This is a genomic window from uncultured Sphingomonas sp. (assembly GCF_964250165.1).
GTDB lineage: Bacteria > Pseudomonadota > Alphaproteobacteria > Sphingomonadales > Sphingomonadaceae > Sphingomonas.
On record NZ_CAXUEK010000006.1, the window covers coordinates 1 to 16,999 of the forward strand.

Sequence of the window (16,999 nt, forward strand, 5' to 3'; positions counted from 1 at the left end):
CCCGACTTGTCGGCGTGACCCGCCAGCATGACCTGCGCGTTGCCGCAGCTCTGATACTGGGTAACGGCGTTGTCGAGGATCGACGCTGCCTCGGGCGTGACGTCCGACTTGTCCCATTCGAAGAACACGATGAACGGACCCGGCGAGCACACCACCGCAGGCGGCGGGGGCGGCGGCGGCGGGGGAGCCGGCGGCGGGGGCGGCGGCGGCGGCGGCGGGGGCGGCGGCGGCGTGAAGAAGTTGTAGGTCAGGCCGCCCATGATGCTGTGCGACCGGAAACGACCGTCATATTCGCGGCTGTTGACGTTCACCAGCTTGATGTTGTCCGCCGTGAAGAAGCGATACTTCACCGATGCGTCGATATGGCTCGACAGCGGCGCGCGAACGCCGGCCAGGCCCTGATAGGCGAACACCGTGTCCGAATCGTCCAGGAAATAGCCGTAACGATTGAGCCCGTATTGCGCCTTGACGCGCGCCACACCGACACCGCCGCCGACGAAGCCCTGGATCCCGTCGTCATCGCCAAAGTCGAGCAAGCCGTTCAGCATGAAGCTGAGCGCGGACGTCTTGCCGCCTGCCAGCGGATACACGCCCGCCGGTGCGAGCGTGAATGCGCCCGTCGGGCCGAAGCTCGGAGTCACCACCGACGAGGCGTAGCTGTCCACCGCCGCCTGGCGATAACCAACCTCGGTCTCGACGCGGAACCCGCCGAAATCGTAGCCGACGTTGCCGTCGACATCCCAGCCGTAATTGTGGTTCACGCTGTTGGCGCGCCGCACCAGCGTGCCGCTGGCCTGCTGCTGAATATCGTACTGCAGATCTTCGACGATCATACCGCCGCCTTCCACGCCGACGTACCACGACTTGTCGCGGGCGAGGGCGGGCGTGGCGAGCGCGGTAGATGCCAGCGCCAGAACGACGGCAAGTTTCCGCATGTTGAACCCCTTTTCCAATGTCACTCAGGACAGCGCCAAACTCGTTATCGGATGCTTGGTTGCCATGCAAGGTGACATTGGACCAGGAACGTGGCTTTTGTGTCACAGTTCGGCCGGCGAGTGTGCTAGGCGGCGCCGATCAGTCCGTGGGTGCGCAAGGCGGCCAGCACGGCCCCCAATACGGCACGCGCCTCGGCATCGATCGTGCCGCCGCCGGTCGGCACGGCGATCGCGGCGGTCTGCGCGCCCACCACCTGCACGCCGCCGATCTCCAGGCGCTGCGCCGCGAGCGAGCCGATCCGCCACGTTCCGCCCGCGAACGTGGCGGGGCAGCCGTCCGCGTCGCTCCAGACCGTCAGCCCCTCGCGCGGCGCGACGAACCGCCAGCCGCCCGCCGTCCAGCCCGCCAGCGTGTGGGCTTGCCCCGCCCAGGCCCCGGTCGGCGCGGCGCCGACGATCCATGCCTGTCCGCTGGCCGGATCGGTCGGCGGCGCGTCGCGCCCGACCGCGGCGACGCCCGGCTGCGCCAGCAGGTCCACCCGCGCCAGCGCCTCGTTGACCGTCATCTCCTTCTGCGCCTGCCCGGCGTCCAGCAGCGGCAGCGCCCATCGCGCGGTCTCACTCATCGTTCCGCCTCCCCCTCCAAGATCGCCGGCGACGATTCGCCATAGGTGCCGCGCTGCCGCACCGTCACGGTCGCGCCCGCGTCGCGCTCGGCCGCCGTCAGGGCGATGAACGGCGCGTCGACCACCGCCTCGCGGGCCACCCCGCCGCTCGCCACCGTCACCCGATACGCCTCGCGCTCCTCGCCGAGCGGCACGTCGACCCGGTCGAGCCAGCGCCAGCCCGCCCGGCTGCGGCGGGTCCAGCCCACGCCGTCGCCGTCGCGGCGCAAAGCCACCGGTGCGGGCGGCGTCACGGACGCACCGGTCAGCGGGGCCGTCACGATCACCGGTTCGGCATCGCCCACCCCCGTCGCCATCACCCGCACCTCGCCGCCGAGTGCCGTCAGCGGCAGATCGATGGCGCGCGCGGCGTCGCGCTCGACCAGCACGAACCGGTTCCCCGCCGCGATCGCGGCCGCGCCGTCCGTGCCCCGCCGCCCGCGCCACAGCTCGCCCAGCCGCCAGCGTCCCCCGCCCAGCGGCTCGGCACGCCCGAACTGGAGCAGCTCGTCGCCCACCAGCGCCAGGTTCGCGCCGCCGTCCAGCCCGGCCGCATCCGCGTCGCTCAGCGCCATGTCCGCGCGCGCCAGCGTCACGACCAGCGCGTCGCGCCGGTCGGCCAGCGTCGTCGGCGCGGGCGCGGGCGGCGTCGCCACCGTCCCGATCACCGCCGGCGCGGCGGTCCCGCCCGCCGCGATCCAGCTCGCGCCGCCGTCCAGGCTGTAGAGCAGCGCCGCCGAGCGCCAGCCCGCCCCCGTTCCGCTCGCCAGGACCGTGAGCCGCGGCTGCGTCAGCAGCGCGTCCTCCAGCGCCGGCAGCTCCGCCGCATGCAGCAGCGTCGTCCCCGCCAGGCGATCCGGCGCGGGCAGCGCGCGGCCGCCGCTCGCCGCCATCGGCAGCGGCGCGGGGGTGAGCGGCGTCAGCTCCAGCGTCACCGCCATGCCTGCCCCGGTCGACGCCGAGGGGCCATCCAGCGCCACCGCATCGACGCGCCATGTCCCCGCCTCGCCCGCCACGCTCACCGCATCGCCGGGGACGATCGCCAGCGCGTCCAGCGGCGTCGTCACCGTGCGCTTCACCCGCCCTGCCTCGCCGCGCGCCAGCGCCGCCGCCGCGATGCCCTTGGCCGCGTCCGCCGACAGCGCCGCCGGCAGCTCCAGCGCCAGCGTCGCGCCCTCGCCCGGCCGTCGCGCCTGCTGCAGCCCCGCCTGCCAGTCGCGCGCCGGCTCGTAATAGCCCGCCGTCACCCGCGCCGGGGCCGCGTCCGCCGCCGCCACGTCGCGCGTCTCGCGCGCCGGATCGGGCGTCACCGCGACGGCCGCCGGCGCCGCGTCGCGCATCTCCAGCCCGGCGAACCAGGCCCCGCTCGCCGCCGCCAGCGTCTCCAGCGCGGTCCGCACGCTGCCGTCCGCCGCCGCGAAACCGTCGAGCGCCAGCGCCGGCGCGCCGCTCACCTCCGGGGCCAGCGCGCGCGCGATCGCACCCACGCTCACCGCGCCCGCATCCGCGATCACCTCGAAACTCAAGGACGGGATCCGATTGCCGAAGCTCTCCAGTTGCAGCTGCTCGAACACCGCATAGGCGCAGCCGCGATGCGCCGGCGTCAGCCCCGCGCCTTCCGCCGACGCGATCAGCGGGTCCGCCGCCTGATCCTCGCCGCCCGCGTGCAGCCGGAACCCGGTCGCCGCCTTCCAGTCGCCGGCCGCGCCGCGCAGCAGCTGCCCGTCCGCCCAGATGCGCCCGACGTCGAGGACCGGCCGCCCCGACAGGAGCACCGCGAACGACGCCGCATAGCTGTAGCTGGTCTCGCTCGGCCGCCCCTTGCCGCCGCCCGCCATGCTGCGGCTCTCGATCAGGTCGGTCGCCCAGATCACCGTGCCGGCGACGCGCATCGTCCCGAACAGCCGCGGGATCGGCGAGCCGTAGGACGAGGTCTGCACCCGCAGGTCGGACAGCCGCGCGCCCTCGCGCCCCTTGGGCCGGAACAGCACGTCGTGATCGATGGCGTTCCCCGCCAGCGCCCCCAGCGCGCCGCCGATCGGCCCGCCCAGCGCCGTCCCGACGGCGGTCAATACCAGCGTCGCCATCTATCTGACCCTCCCCTGTTCCGCCCGCCATGCGCCCAGCACCGGCCAGGGCGGCGCGCCCGGTCGCTCGACCACGCGCCGCAGCCCCGCGTCCGCGTGGACGAAGCCGCCCTCCGTCCTGATCCCCAGATGGAGCTGCCCCGGTCCGGTCCGCATCAGCAGCAGATCGCCGGCGGCCGCGCCGTCGCTGCGCGCCATCACCGCGTCGAGCCGCGCCGCCACCGCATCCGCGTCGCCGGTCCGCAGAGCATAGCCGGTCGGCGCCGCGACCCCGCACGCCAGCGCGGCCAGCCCGACACAGTCCAGCCCGTGCGCCGGATCGCGCCCGTGCAGCCGGAACCGCGCCCCCACCGCCGCCCGCGCGGCGTCCGCGACGCTACTCACTGCCCCGGATACCGCGTCAGCAGATCGACGCCGGGCAGATACGGCTCGCCGCGAAAGTTCAGCGCGTTGCCGAACCGCCCCGCGCAGGTCGCGAGACGCTTGTCGCATCCCTCCACCAGCTCGACCAGCGCGCCCGGCTCGACCATGAACGCGGGCGGCGCGCGCAGCGTCACGGCCGCGCCCGCCGAGCCGAGCACCGCGCTCTCCAGCCCGGCGTTCGCGCCGCCGATCCAGCGCAGCCGGCCGTCGCCATAGGCGTTGGGCGACGGCTCGCCCGCATCCACCGTCACCGCCGGACCCGCCACGCTCACCACCCGCGCGAAGCGCCGCCGCCCGGCCATCGGCACGCGGCAGCGCCGGTCGCCCAGCTCGGCGCGGCATTCGGGGGCGCACGGCTCCGTCACCGCCCGCGCCAGTGCCGCCGCCGGCCCCTTCAGCTCGGCGGTGAACTGCCCCGCCGTGAGCGACACCGCCCCGATCGTTCCCTCGCCCAGCGCCACCCGGCCGGGCGCGCCCGTCCAGTCGACCGCGAACAGCGTCACCCGCGCGCCGTCCCAGCGCCCCGCGAGCAGATCCGCTGCGCCGATCGCATCCGCGGTCAGCGCGCCCGCCACATCCATCGTGTCCGGCCCCAGCCCGATCTCGCGCCGGACGGCCGACGGCGTCATCCCCGGCGCGGCGCGATGCCGCAGCCCGTCGATCGCCAGGTCGCGGTCATGGCTGGTCAGCCCGATCGCCACCCCGTCCCGCCGCTCCACCCGCCAGCAGAACGCCAGCGTGGTCAGCTCGCCTGCAAGCATGTCCATGTTCAATCCTCCCCGGCACGGGGAGGGGGACCGCCAGCCGCAGGCTGGTGGTGGAGGGGGCTGCGCATCAGGCGAGCCGCTCCTGTCTGAACCCCCTCCGTCACGCGCCTCGCGCGCGACACCTCCCCGTCCCGGGGAGGAGTGAATCACCCCTCGCGGACCTCGACCAACGGCACGCTCGCCGCCTCCCCCGCCAGGAACGTCGCACGCGTCACGCTCAGCATATCGTCCGCGAACCGCACCGGTACGTCGAAGGCGAAGCTCGCGGTCACCGCCGCCCCTGCCGCCGGCGCCACGTCCAGCTCCACCCAGCCGCCGTCCGTCACCGCGAACCCCGCCGTCGCGACCCCACCGACCTGCACCGAGACGCTGCCGGCCACCGGCCGCGTGATCCGCCGACGTGCCGCCCCATAGCATTTCACCAGCGCGAACCGCCGCGTCGCGCCGTCGCCGGTCCCGATCGCCTCGTCGGCACCGTCGCTGTCGAACGGATCGCGCAACCGGAAGGCGCGCGCCGGCCCCAGCCGCGCGCGGAAAAAGGCGAGCAGCGCCGCGATGTCCGCCTCGCTGCGCACGCCGGGCCCGACGTCGTAGCGCGTCCGCGCCGCGGCCCAGTTCGCCTGGCGCTGCTCCGCGCCGCCCGCGCCCGCGACGATCGCGGTGGAGAAGCCGGGCGTCACCTCTGCATGTCGGCCCAGCGCCAGCGGCAACAGCACATCATCGAACGCGTCCACCGCTTCCTCCGCTTCCCAAACAACCAGCCCATCGCGCAGCACCTGCGGCAGCGCCCACAGCACCGCCTCCACCCCGCGCGCCCGCGCCGCGGCGGCCGCGTCCAGGATCGCGCGCCACTGCCCGGCAGCCGCCGCGCTCGCCACGAACCCCGCGAAATACTGCTGCCGCGCGGCCGGATAGCCCAGCCGCGCCGTCGCCGCCGCCACCGCCGCCCGCGTCGCCGCGCCATCGCCCGCCGCGCACCAGGCGTAATCCTCCAGCTGCAGCACGTCGAACGCCGGCCACGCCCAGCCAAGCGGCAGGTTCGCGCGCCGCGCCTCCGGCGCGGCCGGATCGAGCACGCCCGGCAGATAGCTCAGCAGATACGTCACGCACCCCGGCGCCGCCGCCTTCGCCGCCGCGCCCAGCGCCGCGGTCGACGCCGCCAGGCACGCCCCCGCCCGGTCCAGCGTCGCCATCGCGTCCGCGGTCAGCGCGCCCCGCACGGTCGGCACCGGACCGGGCGCGAACGCCGCCACCGCCGCCGCATCGTAGAGGCACGGCGCGCCGTCCTCGCGCACCCACCACCACGGCTCGCCGACCTGGAAGCGCGGCGCCAGCCCCGCCGCCACCGCGATCCCCAGGAACGCCGCCGCGACGCCTTGCAGATAGCCCATCGCGTCCGCGTTGGCGGGCGACAGCAGCGTCGAGGGCGGCGTGTAGCCGGTCAGCGCCGGCGCGCCGTCCGCCGCCCGCTGCTTCCATGCCTCCGGGCAATGCTGGTCGAGCAGCTCGTACGACAGCGACCAGATCACGTCGTAGCCGAGCGCTCGCGCCCGGCGCGCGAAATCCGCATGCCACGCCGTGGAGGCGGCGTTGAGCGCGCCGCCTTCCGCCGTCGCCAGCCCTCCTTCCAGCCGGAAGAAGTGGCTCATCCCGACATAATGGTTGATCAGCCCGCGATAGCCGAGCTGCACGACGTTGCGCAGCAGCCGCGCCGGCGTCAGGTGATACTGGTCGTCATAGCCCGTCGCGATGCGCAGCCCGTGTTCGGGCGCGACCGGATCGCCGATCGCCAGCACGCTGCCCGGCCCCTCGCAGGCGATGCCGGACAACTCCGCCCAGCCTTCGGCCGCCGCCGGCAGCGCCGCGTCGCTCGCCTCGACATAGCCCGGCGGCGCCAGCGACACGAACAGCCGGTCGACATCGCCCATCCACACCGGCGGGCCGCTCGTCCCGAAGCCGTTGCGCACGTCGGCGAAGTCGAGGCTCACCGTCGCGTCCTCGCCCGTGCCCTGGGCGTAGTTCCACAGCCGCACATAGGCCGTGAACGCCTCCCCGTCGGGGTTCCGCCCCTCGACGGTCAGCACCGCCCCGTCCACCTGGTCGAGCGGCACGACGCCGCCCGACCGCCAGCGGAAGCGGAGCCGGCACGCCCGGAAATCGCGCGCGGTCTCGTAAGCGAGCAGCGGATGATCGAACCGGTCCGCCGCCTCCCAGATCAGCCCGACCAGATCGCCCGCGCGATAGAAGACCGCGTCCACCCGCAGCGCATCCGGCCCGGTGGTGGTGACCGCCGCCATCGCCGGCCGCGGAAAGTTCACCGTCCAGAACCGCGGATCGAAGCGCGTCACGACGCCCTCCACCTGCACCGTCCGCTCCGACGCAAGCCAATACGGCATCTCGATCCTCCTTTCGTCATACCGGCCGTGCGGTCCCCGCAAATGCTACTTTGCGGGGTGCCCCTTGAGCCGGCCTCCAACACAGGACAGAGCGCCAGCCGTGAGGGAGCGCCAACCCTGCGTGTACATCCTCGCCAGCGCCTGTCTCGGCACGCTCTACATCGGCGTCACATCCAACCTGCTCGGCCGCCTCATGCAGCACCGGGAGGGCGCCTATTCCGGCTTCACCAGCCGCTACGGCGTCTACCGCCTGGTCTGGTTCGAAATGGCCGACAGGATGGAAGCCGCGATAGAACCGAAAAGCGCCTCAAGCGCTGGCGGCGCGACTGGAGGATGGCGCTGATCGAAGAGCGCAATCCGCATTGGGACGACCTTGCCGTCGGGCTCGGCCTCGCGCCGCTGCCCCGGCCTGAGATGGATGCCGGCGCGAGGCCGGCATGACGGCTGTTCAATGGCCAAGCTCTTCGTCACCCCGGCCTTGAGCCGGGGTCCAATCCCGTCCTCGTCCCTCGATGCGGCTGTCATCCATCGGCACGACCTGCCCCAACGCCTACCCGCACAGCGGCCCCGGAGCTACTCGCTCAACGCCACGCGCACCGCGCGCGCCACCTGTCGGCTCGATCGCTGCAGCATGTCCGGCGCACTCCCCGCCGGACCGGCGATCGTGATCGCCACCCGCACGTCGCGCGCGCCCGCCGCGGCGGCCGGCTCCACCCGCCCCGCCGCCGTCGGTACGAACAGTTCCGGCCCGCGCTCGCCGACGACATAGCCGCGTCCCGGCGTCACCGGCCCGCCGGTCGCGCGCCCCGGCAGCCCGCCGAGCACGCCCGCCAGCGCCGCCGCCACTCCCTGCCCCGCGCCGGTCGAAGGGAGCACCGCCCCGATCCCCGCCTTCAGCGCCGACGCCGCGATGGCGTCCATGGCCGAGACGGCCGCCTTCTGCAGGTCGTCGAACCCCAGCTTGCCCGTCCTCACCGCCTTGAGCAGCGATCCCTCGATGGCGCGCCCCGCGCGTTCGGCCCCCGCCGCCAGCGGCCCCTCCAGGCTCGCCCGCATCGCCGCCACGTCGGCCGCGAAGCCCGCGGTGTCCGCGCGCACGCCGACCACCAGCCCCTTCAGCTCCTCATCCATCCAGCACCTCCCGCATCCGCGCCAGCGTCGCCCCGTCGACCGGCCGCGCGCCTGCCCCCGCTGCCGGCGACGTCAACGCCGCCACCACCGCCGCCACCTCGGCCGGCGTCGCCCGCCAGAACTGCCCGGGCGACCAGCCGAACACCACCGCGCAGAACCCCGCTAATCGCAGGGCGGCGCTCCCAAACTCCTCCCCGGGGCGGGCGTAGGCACCCAAGGTTCCAGCGGCGCGAAGCGTCGTTGGGATGGCGGCGGAGGGAGGGGGACCATCCGCGCCAGCGGATCGTGGAGGGGGCTCCGATCCTGGCAATCCGCTGGTGACGGAGCCCCCTCCGCGCCCGGCTGGCGCCGGCGGTCCCCCTCCCCGGCCCGGGGAGGAATGAGAATGCCTCACCGACCCGCCACGATTTGCCGCAGCAGCACGCCGAGCGCCGGCGTCGCCGCCGCCAGCCCGCCCGCCGCCACCGCCTCGCCCAGCGTCTGGCGCGTCACCGCCGCGGGCGCGTCGTGCCGGCAATGCCAGAACAGCCCCACCATCTCGGCGAGCGTCAGCCGCCCGTCCGCGGCCCGCTCGACCAGCGCGAACAGCGGCCCCAATTCCTGCTCCGCCGCGACCAGCGCCTGAAAGGTGGGCCGGAGCACGAACGCCGCTCCGCCGACCCGCAGCGCAGCCTCCCCGCGCAACGGATTGGCAGCCTTCTCCCTCTCCCCTGCGGGGGAGAGGGGCTCGCTCGCCTCGCGAGCGGGTGGCGCCGCCATCTCACCCCCGCTCACGCCGCCACCACCTGCCCGGAACTCTCCAGGCTCATCGTGTAAGACCGCTCCCCGTTGAAATCCCCGGCATAGTCCAGCCGCGTCACCAGGAACCGCCCCGTCATCGACGCGCCGCCTTCGAAGCTCAGCCGGTAATCGTCGATCAGCCCCGCCAGCGCGTTCCCGCGCAGCCGCGCTTCCGCCGCCGAGCCGGTGAAGACGCCCGCGCCCGACACGCTCACCGAGCGCACGCCGGCGCCCGACAGCAGCTCGCGCCAGCCGCCCGAGTCCTTGCTCGTCACCACCACCGCCTCGCCGTTCACCGACAGCTGCGTGGTGCGCAGCCCCGCCACCGTCGCATAGGCCGGCGGCGCCGCGCCATCGCCGACCTTCAGCAGGAAGGCGCTGCCTCGTTCGATCCCCATCATGCTCGCTCCTTCAATTGACCCGATACAGTCGCACCGACCATTCCAGCCGGCCGACCCACCCGTCGCGCACCCGCGCCAGCCGCGTGCGTGACAGCGCGATGCCCGCCAGCCGCCAGCCATCGCCGCCGAGATCGGGGTCGAGCGTCGCCATCTGCTCCTCCACCCGCGCCATCAGCAGCCGGAGCCGCGCGGGCCGCTCGCCACCGTCGCGAAAGGCGATGCCCAGCGTGCCCACCCGCCCGGTCACGCCCGCGCCGTCGTCGGCGCGCAGCACCGGGTCCTCGACCTGCGCGTAGGGCATCGCCGCCCGCTCCGGCAGCCAGTCGTAGACGCGCAGCGGATCGAGCGCGGCGTTCTGGTCCAGCCGCACCATGGCCGAGGCGGCGAGCCAGTCGCCGGCGGTCACGCCGCCACTTCCGGCATCAGCCGCATCGCGCGATACGGCCGCCACAGCGCCGCCACCGCCGCGGGCGGCAGCACGTCGCCCTCGCGGTGCTCGACGAGATGCGCGACCAGCAGCACCAGCCCCTGCGCCAGCGCCGCCGGCAGCGCGTCCCAGCTTTGCGGCAGCGGCTCGGCCGGCGACCGCGCCGCCAGCGCCGTCCCGCAAAACGCCTCCGCCACCGCGAACGCCGCCGCCGCCGCCGCGCGCAGCACGTCGTCGTCCGCCCCGTCCGCCATCCGCAGATACACCCGCGCAGCATCCATCGCCCCGGCGACGATCGCCGCAGGCGCCGCTTCTCCGGTCATGTTGCTCTCCTGAAATCCTCCCCGGGACGGGGAGGGGGACCACCGCGCGCCAGCGCGGTGGTGGAGGGGGGTCGGACATTCTCCGGCCGTCCCGTCATGCGTCCACGCCGTCGGACGGAGACGCTTGCGCGTCACCGCCGCCCGCGCGGCCGAGTCCTCGATGAGCGTGCGCTGATCGAGGCTCTTGAGCGCGACTACGTCGCGCTGAACCGCATCACCTTGATCGCCTCCGCGTTCGTCACGCACCCGCCGATCCGCTTGGTCGCGTAGAAGCTCACGAACGGCTTGTTCGAATACGGGTCGCGCAGGATCGCCGTCTCGTTGCGCTCGGCGATCAGGTAGCCCAGCCGGAAATTGCCGAACGCGATCGCCAGCGCGTTCGCCGCCACGTCCGGCATGTCGCCCGCCTCCACCACCGGATAGCCGAGCAGCGTCGCCGGCTGCCCCGCCGCCAGGCTCGGCGCCCACAGGAACTGCCCGTCCGTCGTCTTGAACTTGCGGATGCGCGCCACCGTGGCGGCGTTCATCACGAAGCTCGCGCCCTGCCGGTACGGCGCGCGCAGCGCCTGCACCAGGTCGATCAGCCGCTCCTGCGGGTTGGCGCCGAAGTCGCCCGCCGCGCCGCTGGCGAGATACTGCAGCGTCCCGAACGGCCGCGCGCCGTCCGCCGTCGCCGCCACCGGCTGGGTCAGGAAGCCCCTGGGGCGGTTCACCCCCGATCCGCCCACGAACGCCGCGCCCTCGGCGCGCGCGAACTCGGTCGCGATCTCGTCCGCCAGCCACGCCTCGACGTCGAACGCCGCGTCGTCCAGCATCGCCTGGCTGGCGCTCGGATTGGCGTAGAGCTCGCCCGCCGGCGGGGCGATCTCGGTGAACACCGGCGTCGCCGTCTCGGGCCGGGCGTCGGTCTCCGCCGCCCAGCCGGACGGCGTGCCGCCGGTCGTCACCAGCTTGCGATAGCCGGCCGAGCCGACCTTCACCACGTTGGCGATCTGCCGGATCGGCGAGATCCCCGCCAGCGCCCGGTCGATCGCCGCATCGATCTCGCGCGGTACGGCATAGCCGCCTGCGTCGCCGGTCACGCCGGTGAACGCCTTCAGCTCCACCGTCGCGCCCGTCCGCACGAACCCCTCGAACGCCCGCGGCGGCCGCGCCGCCCCGTCCAGCACCGGCCTCTCGATCACATCCATCGTCACTTCTCCTGCTGAAAATCGTCATCGACGCGCTCGATCCGCGCGCCCGGCTGCATCGGCGTCGCCACCAGGCTCACCTCGATCAGCACCACGGCAAGCAGCTCGCGCCACGCCCCCTGCCGCGCCCGCACCGTCCGGAATCCCACCGACAGCCCCGGCAGCGCGCCGCCGCGGACCAGCCGCGCGGCGTCGGGATCGGTGACCACGCCCTCGACCCACAGCCCGCGCGCATCCTCGGCGACGGCGCGCAGCGTCCCCGCCGGCGCGCCGCGATGCTGCCACAGCAGCGGCACGATGCCCGCGCCCGCGAACGCGCCCGCCCGGAACACGTCGCCCGCCCGGTCCACCCGATCGAACAGCGCGGCGTGGCCCTGAAAGCGCAACCCCGCCGCCGCGGTCACTTCACCCAGTCCTTGAACCCCAGCCGCACCGCCAGCCCGCCGAGCAGCACCGCCGAGGCGATCCGCATCGCCCAGCCCCACGCGGCCCTCCATGCCGAGCGCTTGGCGTCGCGCCACGCGCGCAGCAGCTCGCGCAACTCGCGCACGTCCGCCGCCGCGCCCGCATCCGCCAGCCCCAGCCGGGTCAGCGCCCGCGTCGCGCCCAGTTCGCCCGCCGCCTCGGCGATCGCCTGCAGCGTGGTGAGGTCGCTCCCCTCGCGCGCGCCCTGCCCCAGCAGCTGCGCCAGCACCGTCTCGCTCATCGCCCCACTCCCACCATCTCGCGTTTCTCGTCGGCCGACAGGAAGTCTGCCGCGCTCACCATTCCCCACAGCCGCTCGCGATCCTCGCTCAGCGCCGGCACCCGGTTGAGGTCGACCGCCAGGCTCGCATCGGCGAACCACCCGCCCAGCCCCTGCGCGAGCCCGTCGAGCACCTGATGCGCGATGGGCAGCACCGCGAGCCGCCACAGCGCCCGGTTCGCCTCGCGATAGTTGGCGTAGGTCGCATCGCCCGGCAGCCCGAGCAGCATCGGCGGCACCCCGAACGCCAGCGCGATCTCGCGCGCCGCCGCCGCCTTCAGCTCGACGAAATCCATGTCCGCCGGCGTCAGGCTCAGCGCCTGCCAGCGCAGCCCGCCCTCCAGCAGCATCGGCCGCCCCGCCTGCGTCGCGCCGGCGAACCCCTGCTCCATCTCGCGCGACAGCCGCTGGAACTGTTCGGGGCTGAGCGTCGACCCGTCGCCCGGCTCGTAGACCAGCGCCCCCGACGGTCGCGCCGCATTGTCGAGCAGCGCCTTGTTCCAGGTCGCGGCCGCATTGTGGACCGCGATCGCCGCCGCCGCCGCGCCCAGCGCGCCCAGCCCGTAATGATCGTCCAGCGGGTTGCACAGCTTGAGGTGGATCACCTCCGGGCGAACCGGATCGGCACCGAGCCGCGTCGTCCGCGCGCCGACCCGGTACAGATACGCCGCCGGCCAGCCGCCCGCGTCCGGCTCCACCGCCACCCGCTCGGGCCGGAGCGGATACAGCGCCGCCGCCGCGCCCTCGGCGTCGCGCAGCACCTGGACGAACGCGTTGCCGTGCAGCTGCAGCTGCGTCGCCACCATCTCGGTCAGCGCCACGCCGCCGACGCGCCCGCGCACCAGCGCCGCCAGCGCCGGATCGGACGCGATCAGCGGCGCGCTGCCGACCGCCTCGGCGATCAGCCGCACCGCCCGCTGCGCGATGGCGTTGCGCGCATAGCCGTCGCGCACCTGCGCCTCGTACGACGGCGGCCAGGCGCCCAGCGCCGCCCCCGACCGCGACAGGGCCGGACGCGCCTCCGCGCGCCCGGCCCGCTTGCCGAACAGCTTCATGGTCTTTCTCCCAAGATCCTCCCCGGGACGGGGAGGGGGACCGCCCGGCGCAGCCGGGTGGTGGAGGGGGCTCGGCGCCGGGCGAACCGGTCAGGCCAAGCCCCGTCGCGGCAAAGCCGCGCCGTCGGTCGTCGCTGCGCTACGCCGGCCGGGCGGCCGTGTCCGTGATGAGCTGACGCTCCTCACGGCACTACAGCTGGCGCACCTGCGCCCGCTGTGCCGCCTTGCCGATCAGCAATTCCGTCAACCCCCACACCAGCGCGTCCGCCCGGTCCGGCGAGCGTCCCGGCCCGCGATACGCGCCGCCCGTCACCAGCCCGCACAGCTCGTCCTCCAGCGCCCGGAACCGCCCGGCATGGCGCACGCGGCCCTGCTCGTAGAGGTTCGCCACCGGCTCGGCGCGCGCCAGCTTGCCGCGGCTGGCATGGACCAGCCTGACCGGCAGCCCCGCGTCCGCCCCTTCCAGCACGTGGCGCACCATGTCGCCGCCCTGGTTCTTCTCCGCCACCACCCGGTCCGCGCCCCAGTGCGCCGCGCACGCCGCCACCGCCGCCGCCCAGCCCCCGGGCGAGAGCCCCGCCACGCTCGCATCCGCCAGCACATGGCCGATCCCGTCCGCGTCGATCCCTGCCGCGACGATGCCGCAGGCGTCGCCGTCCGCGCTCGCCGGCGGGTCCACCGCCACCACCACGCGGCGCAGCGCCGGCGCCGCCGCCTCCCGGCAGCCCTCGATCAGCGCGCGCGTCCACAGCGCGCCCTCGTGATCCTCGATCAGCTCGCCCTCCAGCTCCTGCCGGCCCAGCCGCGTGCCGCCATATTGGTTCTCGATCGCCTGGACGAACGCATCGGGCAGATGCCCGTTGTCGCGCGTCCGCCCTCGCGTCTCGACACAGTCCGGGAGCGCCATGACCTGGCGCATGAGCGGCACCGGCGCCGGGGTCGTCGTCACCACCACCTGCGGGCTGGCGCCCAGCCTGAGCCCCATCAGCAGATTGGACCAGGCCGCTTCGCCATACCGCCACTTCGCCAGTTCGTCGCACCAGGCGGCGTGATGCTGCGGCCCTCGCAGGCTGCCCGGGCGGGCCGCCGAGTAGATGTGCGCGATCGCGCCCGATGCGAACCGCAATTGCCCTTCGCTCGCGCGCCATTCCGCGGCGTCGCCGTGGCGCAGGATCGACAACAGGCCGCTCTCTCCCTCGATCATCACGCGACGCGCATCCTCGCGGGTGGCCGCGACCAGCGCGATGCGAGCGTCGGATTGGGCGCGGCCGATCGCCGCGACCCATTCCGCGCCCGCGCGCGTCTTGCCGAACCCTCGTCCGGCCCGGATCAGCCAGGCCCGCCAGTCCCCCGCCGGCGCGCATTGGCCGTCATGCGCCCAGGCCGCGAAATCGAGGAGCAGCGCATGACGTTGCGTCGCGTTGAGCTTCATCACCTCCGCGAACCGGCTGGCGACGGGCAGCCGGGCCAGTGCGAGCGACAGCCGCCGCGCGTCGCTCATCGGTCCGCCAGCCGCTGCGCCATCGCTTCCAGGCGCTTCAGCAGCGCCGCATCGATCTCCACCTGCAAGGGCGCCGCGCCCGCCTTCCTGCGCCGCCATGTGCCGTCCTGCAGCTTCAGCACCTGGATCGCCAGGTTCGCGTCGAACGGCACGGCGTCGGGCGGCTGGCGCTCGCCATCGGGATTGTCGCCGGTCGGCTCCTGGCCGAGCGCCTGCGCGATGAGTCGCTCGTGAAGCCGCTCGCGCCCCTGGTCGAAGGCTTGCGCCCACAACGTCGCGAACTCGCCGTCGCGCCGCTTCAGCTCGTACGCGGCGCGCGTGTGCTTGCCGACGGCGCGCGCCGCAGCCGATACGTTGCAGGTCGCCGCCAGCATGTCGAGGAACCTTGCGCGCACCTCCTTGCTCCAGCCCCGCCTGCTCATGGCGCGGACCTGCACGCCCGCACCCCGCTTGCTCAGCATCCTTCCCTCCCTTGATGTGGCGCCGAAGCCGCACGTCGACAGCGCCGGCTATCGCCGAGACGGCGCCCGGCCGGCCGGCCTCGGCGAAGCCGAGGACCGACGACGCCGGATTCACGCCGGCGTCGGCCTTGGATCGGCCCCCGATCCGCACCGCCCGACTCGCAATTCTTCAGCGTTCCCGATATGTGCCATATCAGCGTCGCGCTGTCAAGTACATTGTTCCATATCGGTTCGCGAGGGATCGCCTGCTGGCGGGTCGTAGCCGCTTGCAGGCGACCGCGCGCTACTCACTTCCGACTGGTGGAGCGACACCGGCGTTTCCCACGCTGACCCGCCCGCCTGCCCCAAGCTGCGTCAGCCGAGCCGTTCACGAGCCACGACGAAGCGTTAACCATGTCATCCGAATGAAGGACGCGGGGCCGCGCCCGGTCCCGCTAACCAACCCTGGTGCGAGCCGACGGGCGGCGTCGCGGCATCCGGGGGGGTGCAGGAATGTCTGGATCGAGTGTGTCGGCACTGCCGACCCCGGCGGCGCACGGCCGCCCGGCAGCCGATGGTCCTTGGCGGGCCGGGAGCGGCGCGGGGGGCCGCTCCCGGCCGGCCACGGCATGCCGGGGGGAGACGGCCCGGTCAGGCAGCCGCCTGGCAAGTATCGATGCGCTGCGCGGCCTGGCGGTGCTGGCCGTGGTGTTCATGCATGTCGCCAGCAATCTCAATAGCCCGAGCCCGCTGGTCGCCTCAATCATCGCGGTATTGACGCCGGTGCGGATGCCGCTGCTGATGACGATCAGCGGTATGCTGGCGTCCGGGCTGCGCCACCAGCCCGCGCGTGCTATGCGCCGCGCGGCCGGGCTGGCATGGCTGGTGGTCTGCTGGCTGCCCTTTGAGCTGACGCTGCGCCGGGTGGCCGGGATGGGCGGCGGCAGCTGGTATGCGGAGATGCTCGGGCCGCCCAACGAGCTATGGTTCGTCTGGGGACTTGCGCTGCTGATCGGCACGCTGCCCTGTGTCGGACGAGCGGGCGCGGCCGGGGCGATGCCGGTCGCGTTCGCCGCTTCGGCCCTCCTGCCGCGCGGGGGGCACCTGAACATCGCCTATTTGGAAATGATGTACAACGCCGTGTTCTTCTATGGCGGCGTGTTCTTCGCCGCGCGCTGGCGCACGCTGCTCGGAGCGTCTCCCTGGCGCTGGTGCGGGTGGCTGGCGGTGTTCGCCGTCGCCCATGCCGCCAACGCCGCCCTGATCGGCCGGACGGGACATTATTGGCTCATGCCGGTCGAGAGCTTCGCCGCGATCGGGCTCTGCCTGTGCGGGGGCGAGTGGCTGGCGCGCCTGCCGATCGCGGATCGCCTGACATGGCTCGGGCGCAGGACCTTGCCGATCTACATCGCGCATGCGCCCCTGATCCGCCTCGGCGCATGGGCGCTCCCGCATCCCGGCTTCGGCGCCGTCGTGCTGCTGACCGCAGTGATGGTGACGGCGACGCTGATGCTGGAGAAGGCGTTGAAGGCGATCGGGCTGGGCGGGGCCTATGACGGCGAGCAGGCGGCGCGATCGCTCACCGCGTCGCGGGCGCGGATCGCCGCGTGGCTCGCGCGCGATGCCGCCCGGCGCGGCGGGGCAGTGGCTTGATACTCGCCAATCTTCTTGCCCTGTTCCATGCGCCACGGCGATGGCTGGAAGAGAGATTATCTTCCGCCCCGCCCCCCCCC

19 protein-coding genes and 1 pseudogene are annotated in these 16,999 nt (G+C 74.0%); 2 read left to right on the top strand and 18 right to left on the bottom strand.

What is annotated here, in order from left to right; translation table 11 throughout:
- The 6 genes from ACFE64_RS02055 to ACFE64_RS02080 all read right to left on the bottom strand — a co-directional run.
- Nucleotides 1–935 (bottom strand): P44/Msp2 family outer membrane protein (locus tag ACFE64_RS02055; RefSeq protein ID WP_375390788.1); only part of this gene is annotated, 935 nt, incomplete at its 3' end.
- Between the two features lie 125 nt (nt 936–1,060).
- Nucleotides 1,061–1,561 carry a DUF2793 domain-containing protein gene (locus ACFE64_RS02060; RefSeq protein ID WP_375390789.1) on the bottom strand — a complete coding sequence of 167 codons (501 nt, stop codon included), beginning with the start codon at nt 1,559–1,561 and terminating at the stop codon, nt 1,061–1,063.
- Entirely contained in the window at nt 1,558–3,687 is a 2,130-nt protein-coding gene (locus ACFE64_RS02065) for a phage tail protein (protein WP_375390790.1), read from the bottom strand. Before ACFE64_RS02065 ends, ACFE64_RS02060 begins: the two co-directional genes overlap by 4 nt.
- Complete coding sequence (locus tag ACFE64_RS02070) at nt 3,688–4,071, bottom strand: peptidoglycan endopeptidase (RefSeq protein WP_375390791.1); 384 nt, start codon at nt 4,069–4,071, stop codon at nt 3,688–3,690.
- Entirely contained in the window at nt 4,068–4,877 is an 810-nt protein-coding gene (locus ACFE64_RS02075; RefSeq protein WP_375390792.1) for a DUF2163 domain-containing protein, read from the bottom strand. Before ACFE64_RS02075 ends, ACFE64_RS02070 begins: the two co-directional genes overlap by 4 nt.
- 146 nt (nt 4,878–5,023) lie before the next feature.
- A complete protein-coding gene (locus ACFE64_RS02080; protein ID WP_375390793.1) occupies nt 5,024–7,273 on the bottom strand; it encodes a DUF2460 domain-containing protein in 2,250 nt (749 codons plus the stop codon).
- A 100-nt stretch (nt 7,274–7,373) separates the two neighbouring features.
- Here ACFE64_RS02080 and ACFE64_RS02085 point away from each other — a divergent pair.
- A pseudogene (locus tag ACFE64_RS02085) lies at nt 7,374–7,714 on the top strand (GIY-YIG nuclease family protein).
- A 132-nt stretch (nt 7,715–7,846) separates the two neighbouring features.
- On the opposite strand, the gene ACFE64_RS02090 reads toward ACFE64_RS02085, so the two are convergent.
- From ACFE64_RS02090 to ACFE64_RS02145, 12 genes are all read right to left on the bottom strand, one after another.
- Entirely contained in the window at nt 7,847–8,404 is a 558-nt protein-coding gene (locus ACFE64_RS02090; protein WP_375390794.1) for a tail tape measure protein, read from the bottom strand.
- Nucleotides 8,397–8,621: a phage tail assembly chaperone gene (locus tag ACFE64_RS02095; protein ID WP_375390795.1), complete on the bottom strand. Its 225-nt coding sequence runs from the start codon at nt 8,619–8,621 to the stop codon at nt 8,397–8,399. Before ACFE64_RS02095 ends, ACFE64_RS02090 begins: the two co-directional genes overlap by 8 nt.
- A 173-nt stretch (nt 8,622–8,794) precedes the next feature.
- Nucleotides 8,795–9,088 carry a GTA-gp10 family protein gene (locus ACFE64_RS02100; RefSeq protein WP_375390796.1) on the bottom strand — a complete coding sequence of 98 codons (294 nt, stop codon included), beginning with the start codon at nt 9,086–9,088 and terminating at the stop codon, nt 8,795–8,797.
- 86 nt (nt 9,089–9,174) lie between these two features.
- Nucleotides 9,175–9,582 carry a phage major tail protein, TP901-1 family gene (locus ACFE64_RS02105; protein ID WP_375390797.1) on the bottom strand — a complete coding sequence of 136 codons (408 nt, stop codon included), beginning with the start codon at nt 9,580–9,582 and terminating at the stop codon, nt 9,175–9,177.
- Between the two features lie 13 nt (nt 9,583–9,595).
- Nucleotides 9,596–9,991, bottom strand: a complete 396-nt coding sequence (locus tag ACFE64_RS02110) for a hypothetical protein (RefSeq protein WP_375390798.1) — start codon at nt 9,989–9,991, stop codon at nt 9,596–9,598.
- Nucleotides 9,988–10,335: a head-tail connector protein gene (locus ACFE64_RS02115; protein ID WP_375390799.1), complete on the bottom strand. Its 348-nt coding sequence runs from the start codon at nt 10,333–10,335 to the stop codon at nt 9,988–9,990. Before ACFE64_RS02115 ends, ACFE64_RS02110 begins: the two co-directional genes overlap by 4 nt.
- A gap of 194 nt (nt 10,336–10,529) precedes the next feature.
- The gene (locus ACFE64_RS02120; protein WP_375390800.1) at nt 10,530–11,525 is read right to left on the bottom strand and encodes a phage major capsid protein; all 996 of its coding nucleotides are present in this window, start codon (nt 11,523–11,525) and stop codon (nt 10,530–10,532) included.
- 2 nt (nt 11,526–11,527) lie between these two features.
- A complete protein-coding gene (locus ACFE64_RS02125; RefSeq protein WP_375390801.1) occupies nt 11,528–11,929 on the bottom strand; it encodes an HK97 family phage prohead protease in 402 nt (133 codons plus the stop codon).
- Nucleotides 11,926–12,231: a DUF6127 family protein gene (locus ACFE64_RS02130; RefSeq protein ID WP_375390802.1), complete on the bottom strand. Its 306-nt coding sequence runs from the start codon at nt 12,229–12,231 to the stop codon at nt 11,926–11,928. Before ACFE64_RS02130 ends, ACFE64_RS02125 begins: the two co-directional genes overlap by 4 nt.
- Nucleotides 12,228–13,325 (bottom strand): phage portal protein, encoded by a 1,098-nt coding sequence (locus ACFE64_RS02135; RefSeq protein ID WP_375390803.1) that lies wholly within the window; start codon nt 13,323–13,325, stop codon nt 12,228–12,230. Before ACFE64_RS02135 ends, ACFE64_RS02130 begins: the two co-directional genes overlap by 4 nt.
- A gap of 190 nt (nt 13,326–13,515) precedes the next feature.
- Nucleotides 13,516–14,826: a DNA-packaging protein gene (locus tag ACFE64_RS02140; protein ID WP_375390804.1), complete on the bottom strand. Its 1,311-nt coding sequence runs from the start codon at nt 14,824–14,826 to the stop codon at nt 13,516–13,518.
- The gene (locus tag ACFE64_RS02145; protein WP_375390805.1) at nt 14,823–15,287 is read right to left on the bottom strand and encodes a hypothetical protein; all 465 of its coding nucleotides are present in this window, start codon (nt 15,285–15,287) and stop codon (nt 14,823–14,825) included. The genes ACFE64_RS02140 and ACFE64_RS02145 overlap by 4 nt, the downstream gene beginning before the upstream one ends.
- Before the next feature lie 492 nt (nt 15,288–15,779).
- Here ACFE64_RS02145 and ACFE64_RS02150 point away from each other — a divergent pair, with 492 nt between their 5' ends.
- Nucleotides 15,780–16,919 (top strand): acyltransferase family protein, encoded by a 1,140-nt coding sequence (locus tag ACFE64_RS02150; protein WP_375390806.1) that lies wholly within the window; start codon nt 15,780–15,782, stop codon nt 16,917–16,919.
- Nucleotides 16,920–16,999 lie beyond the last annotated feature (80 nt).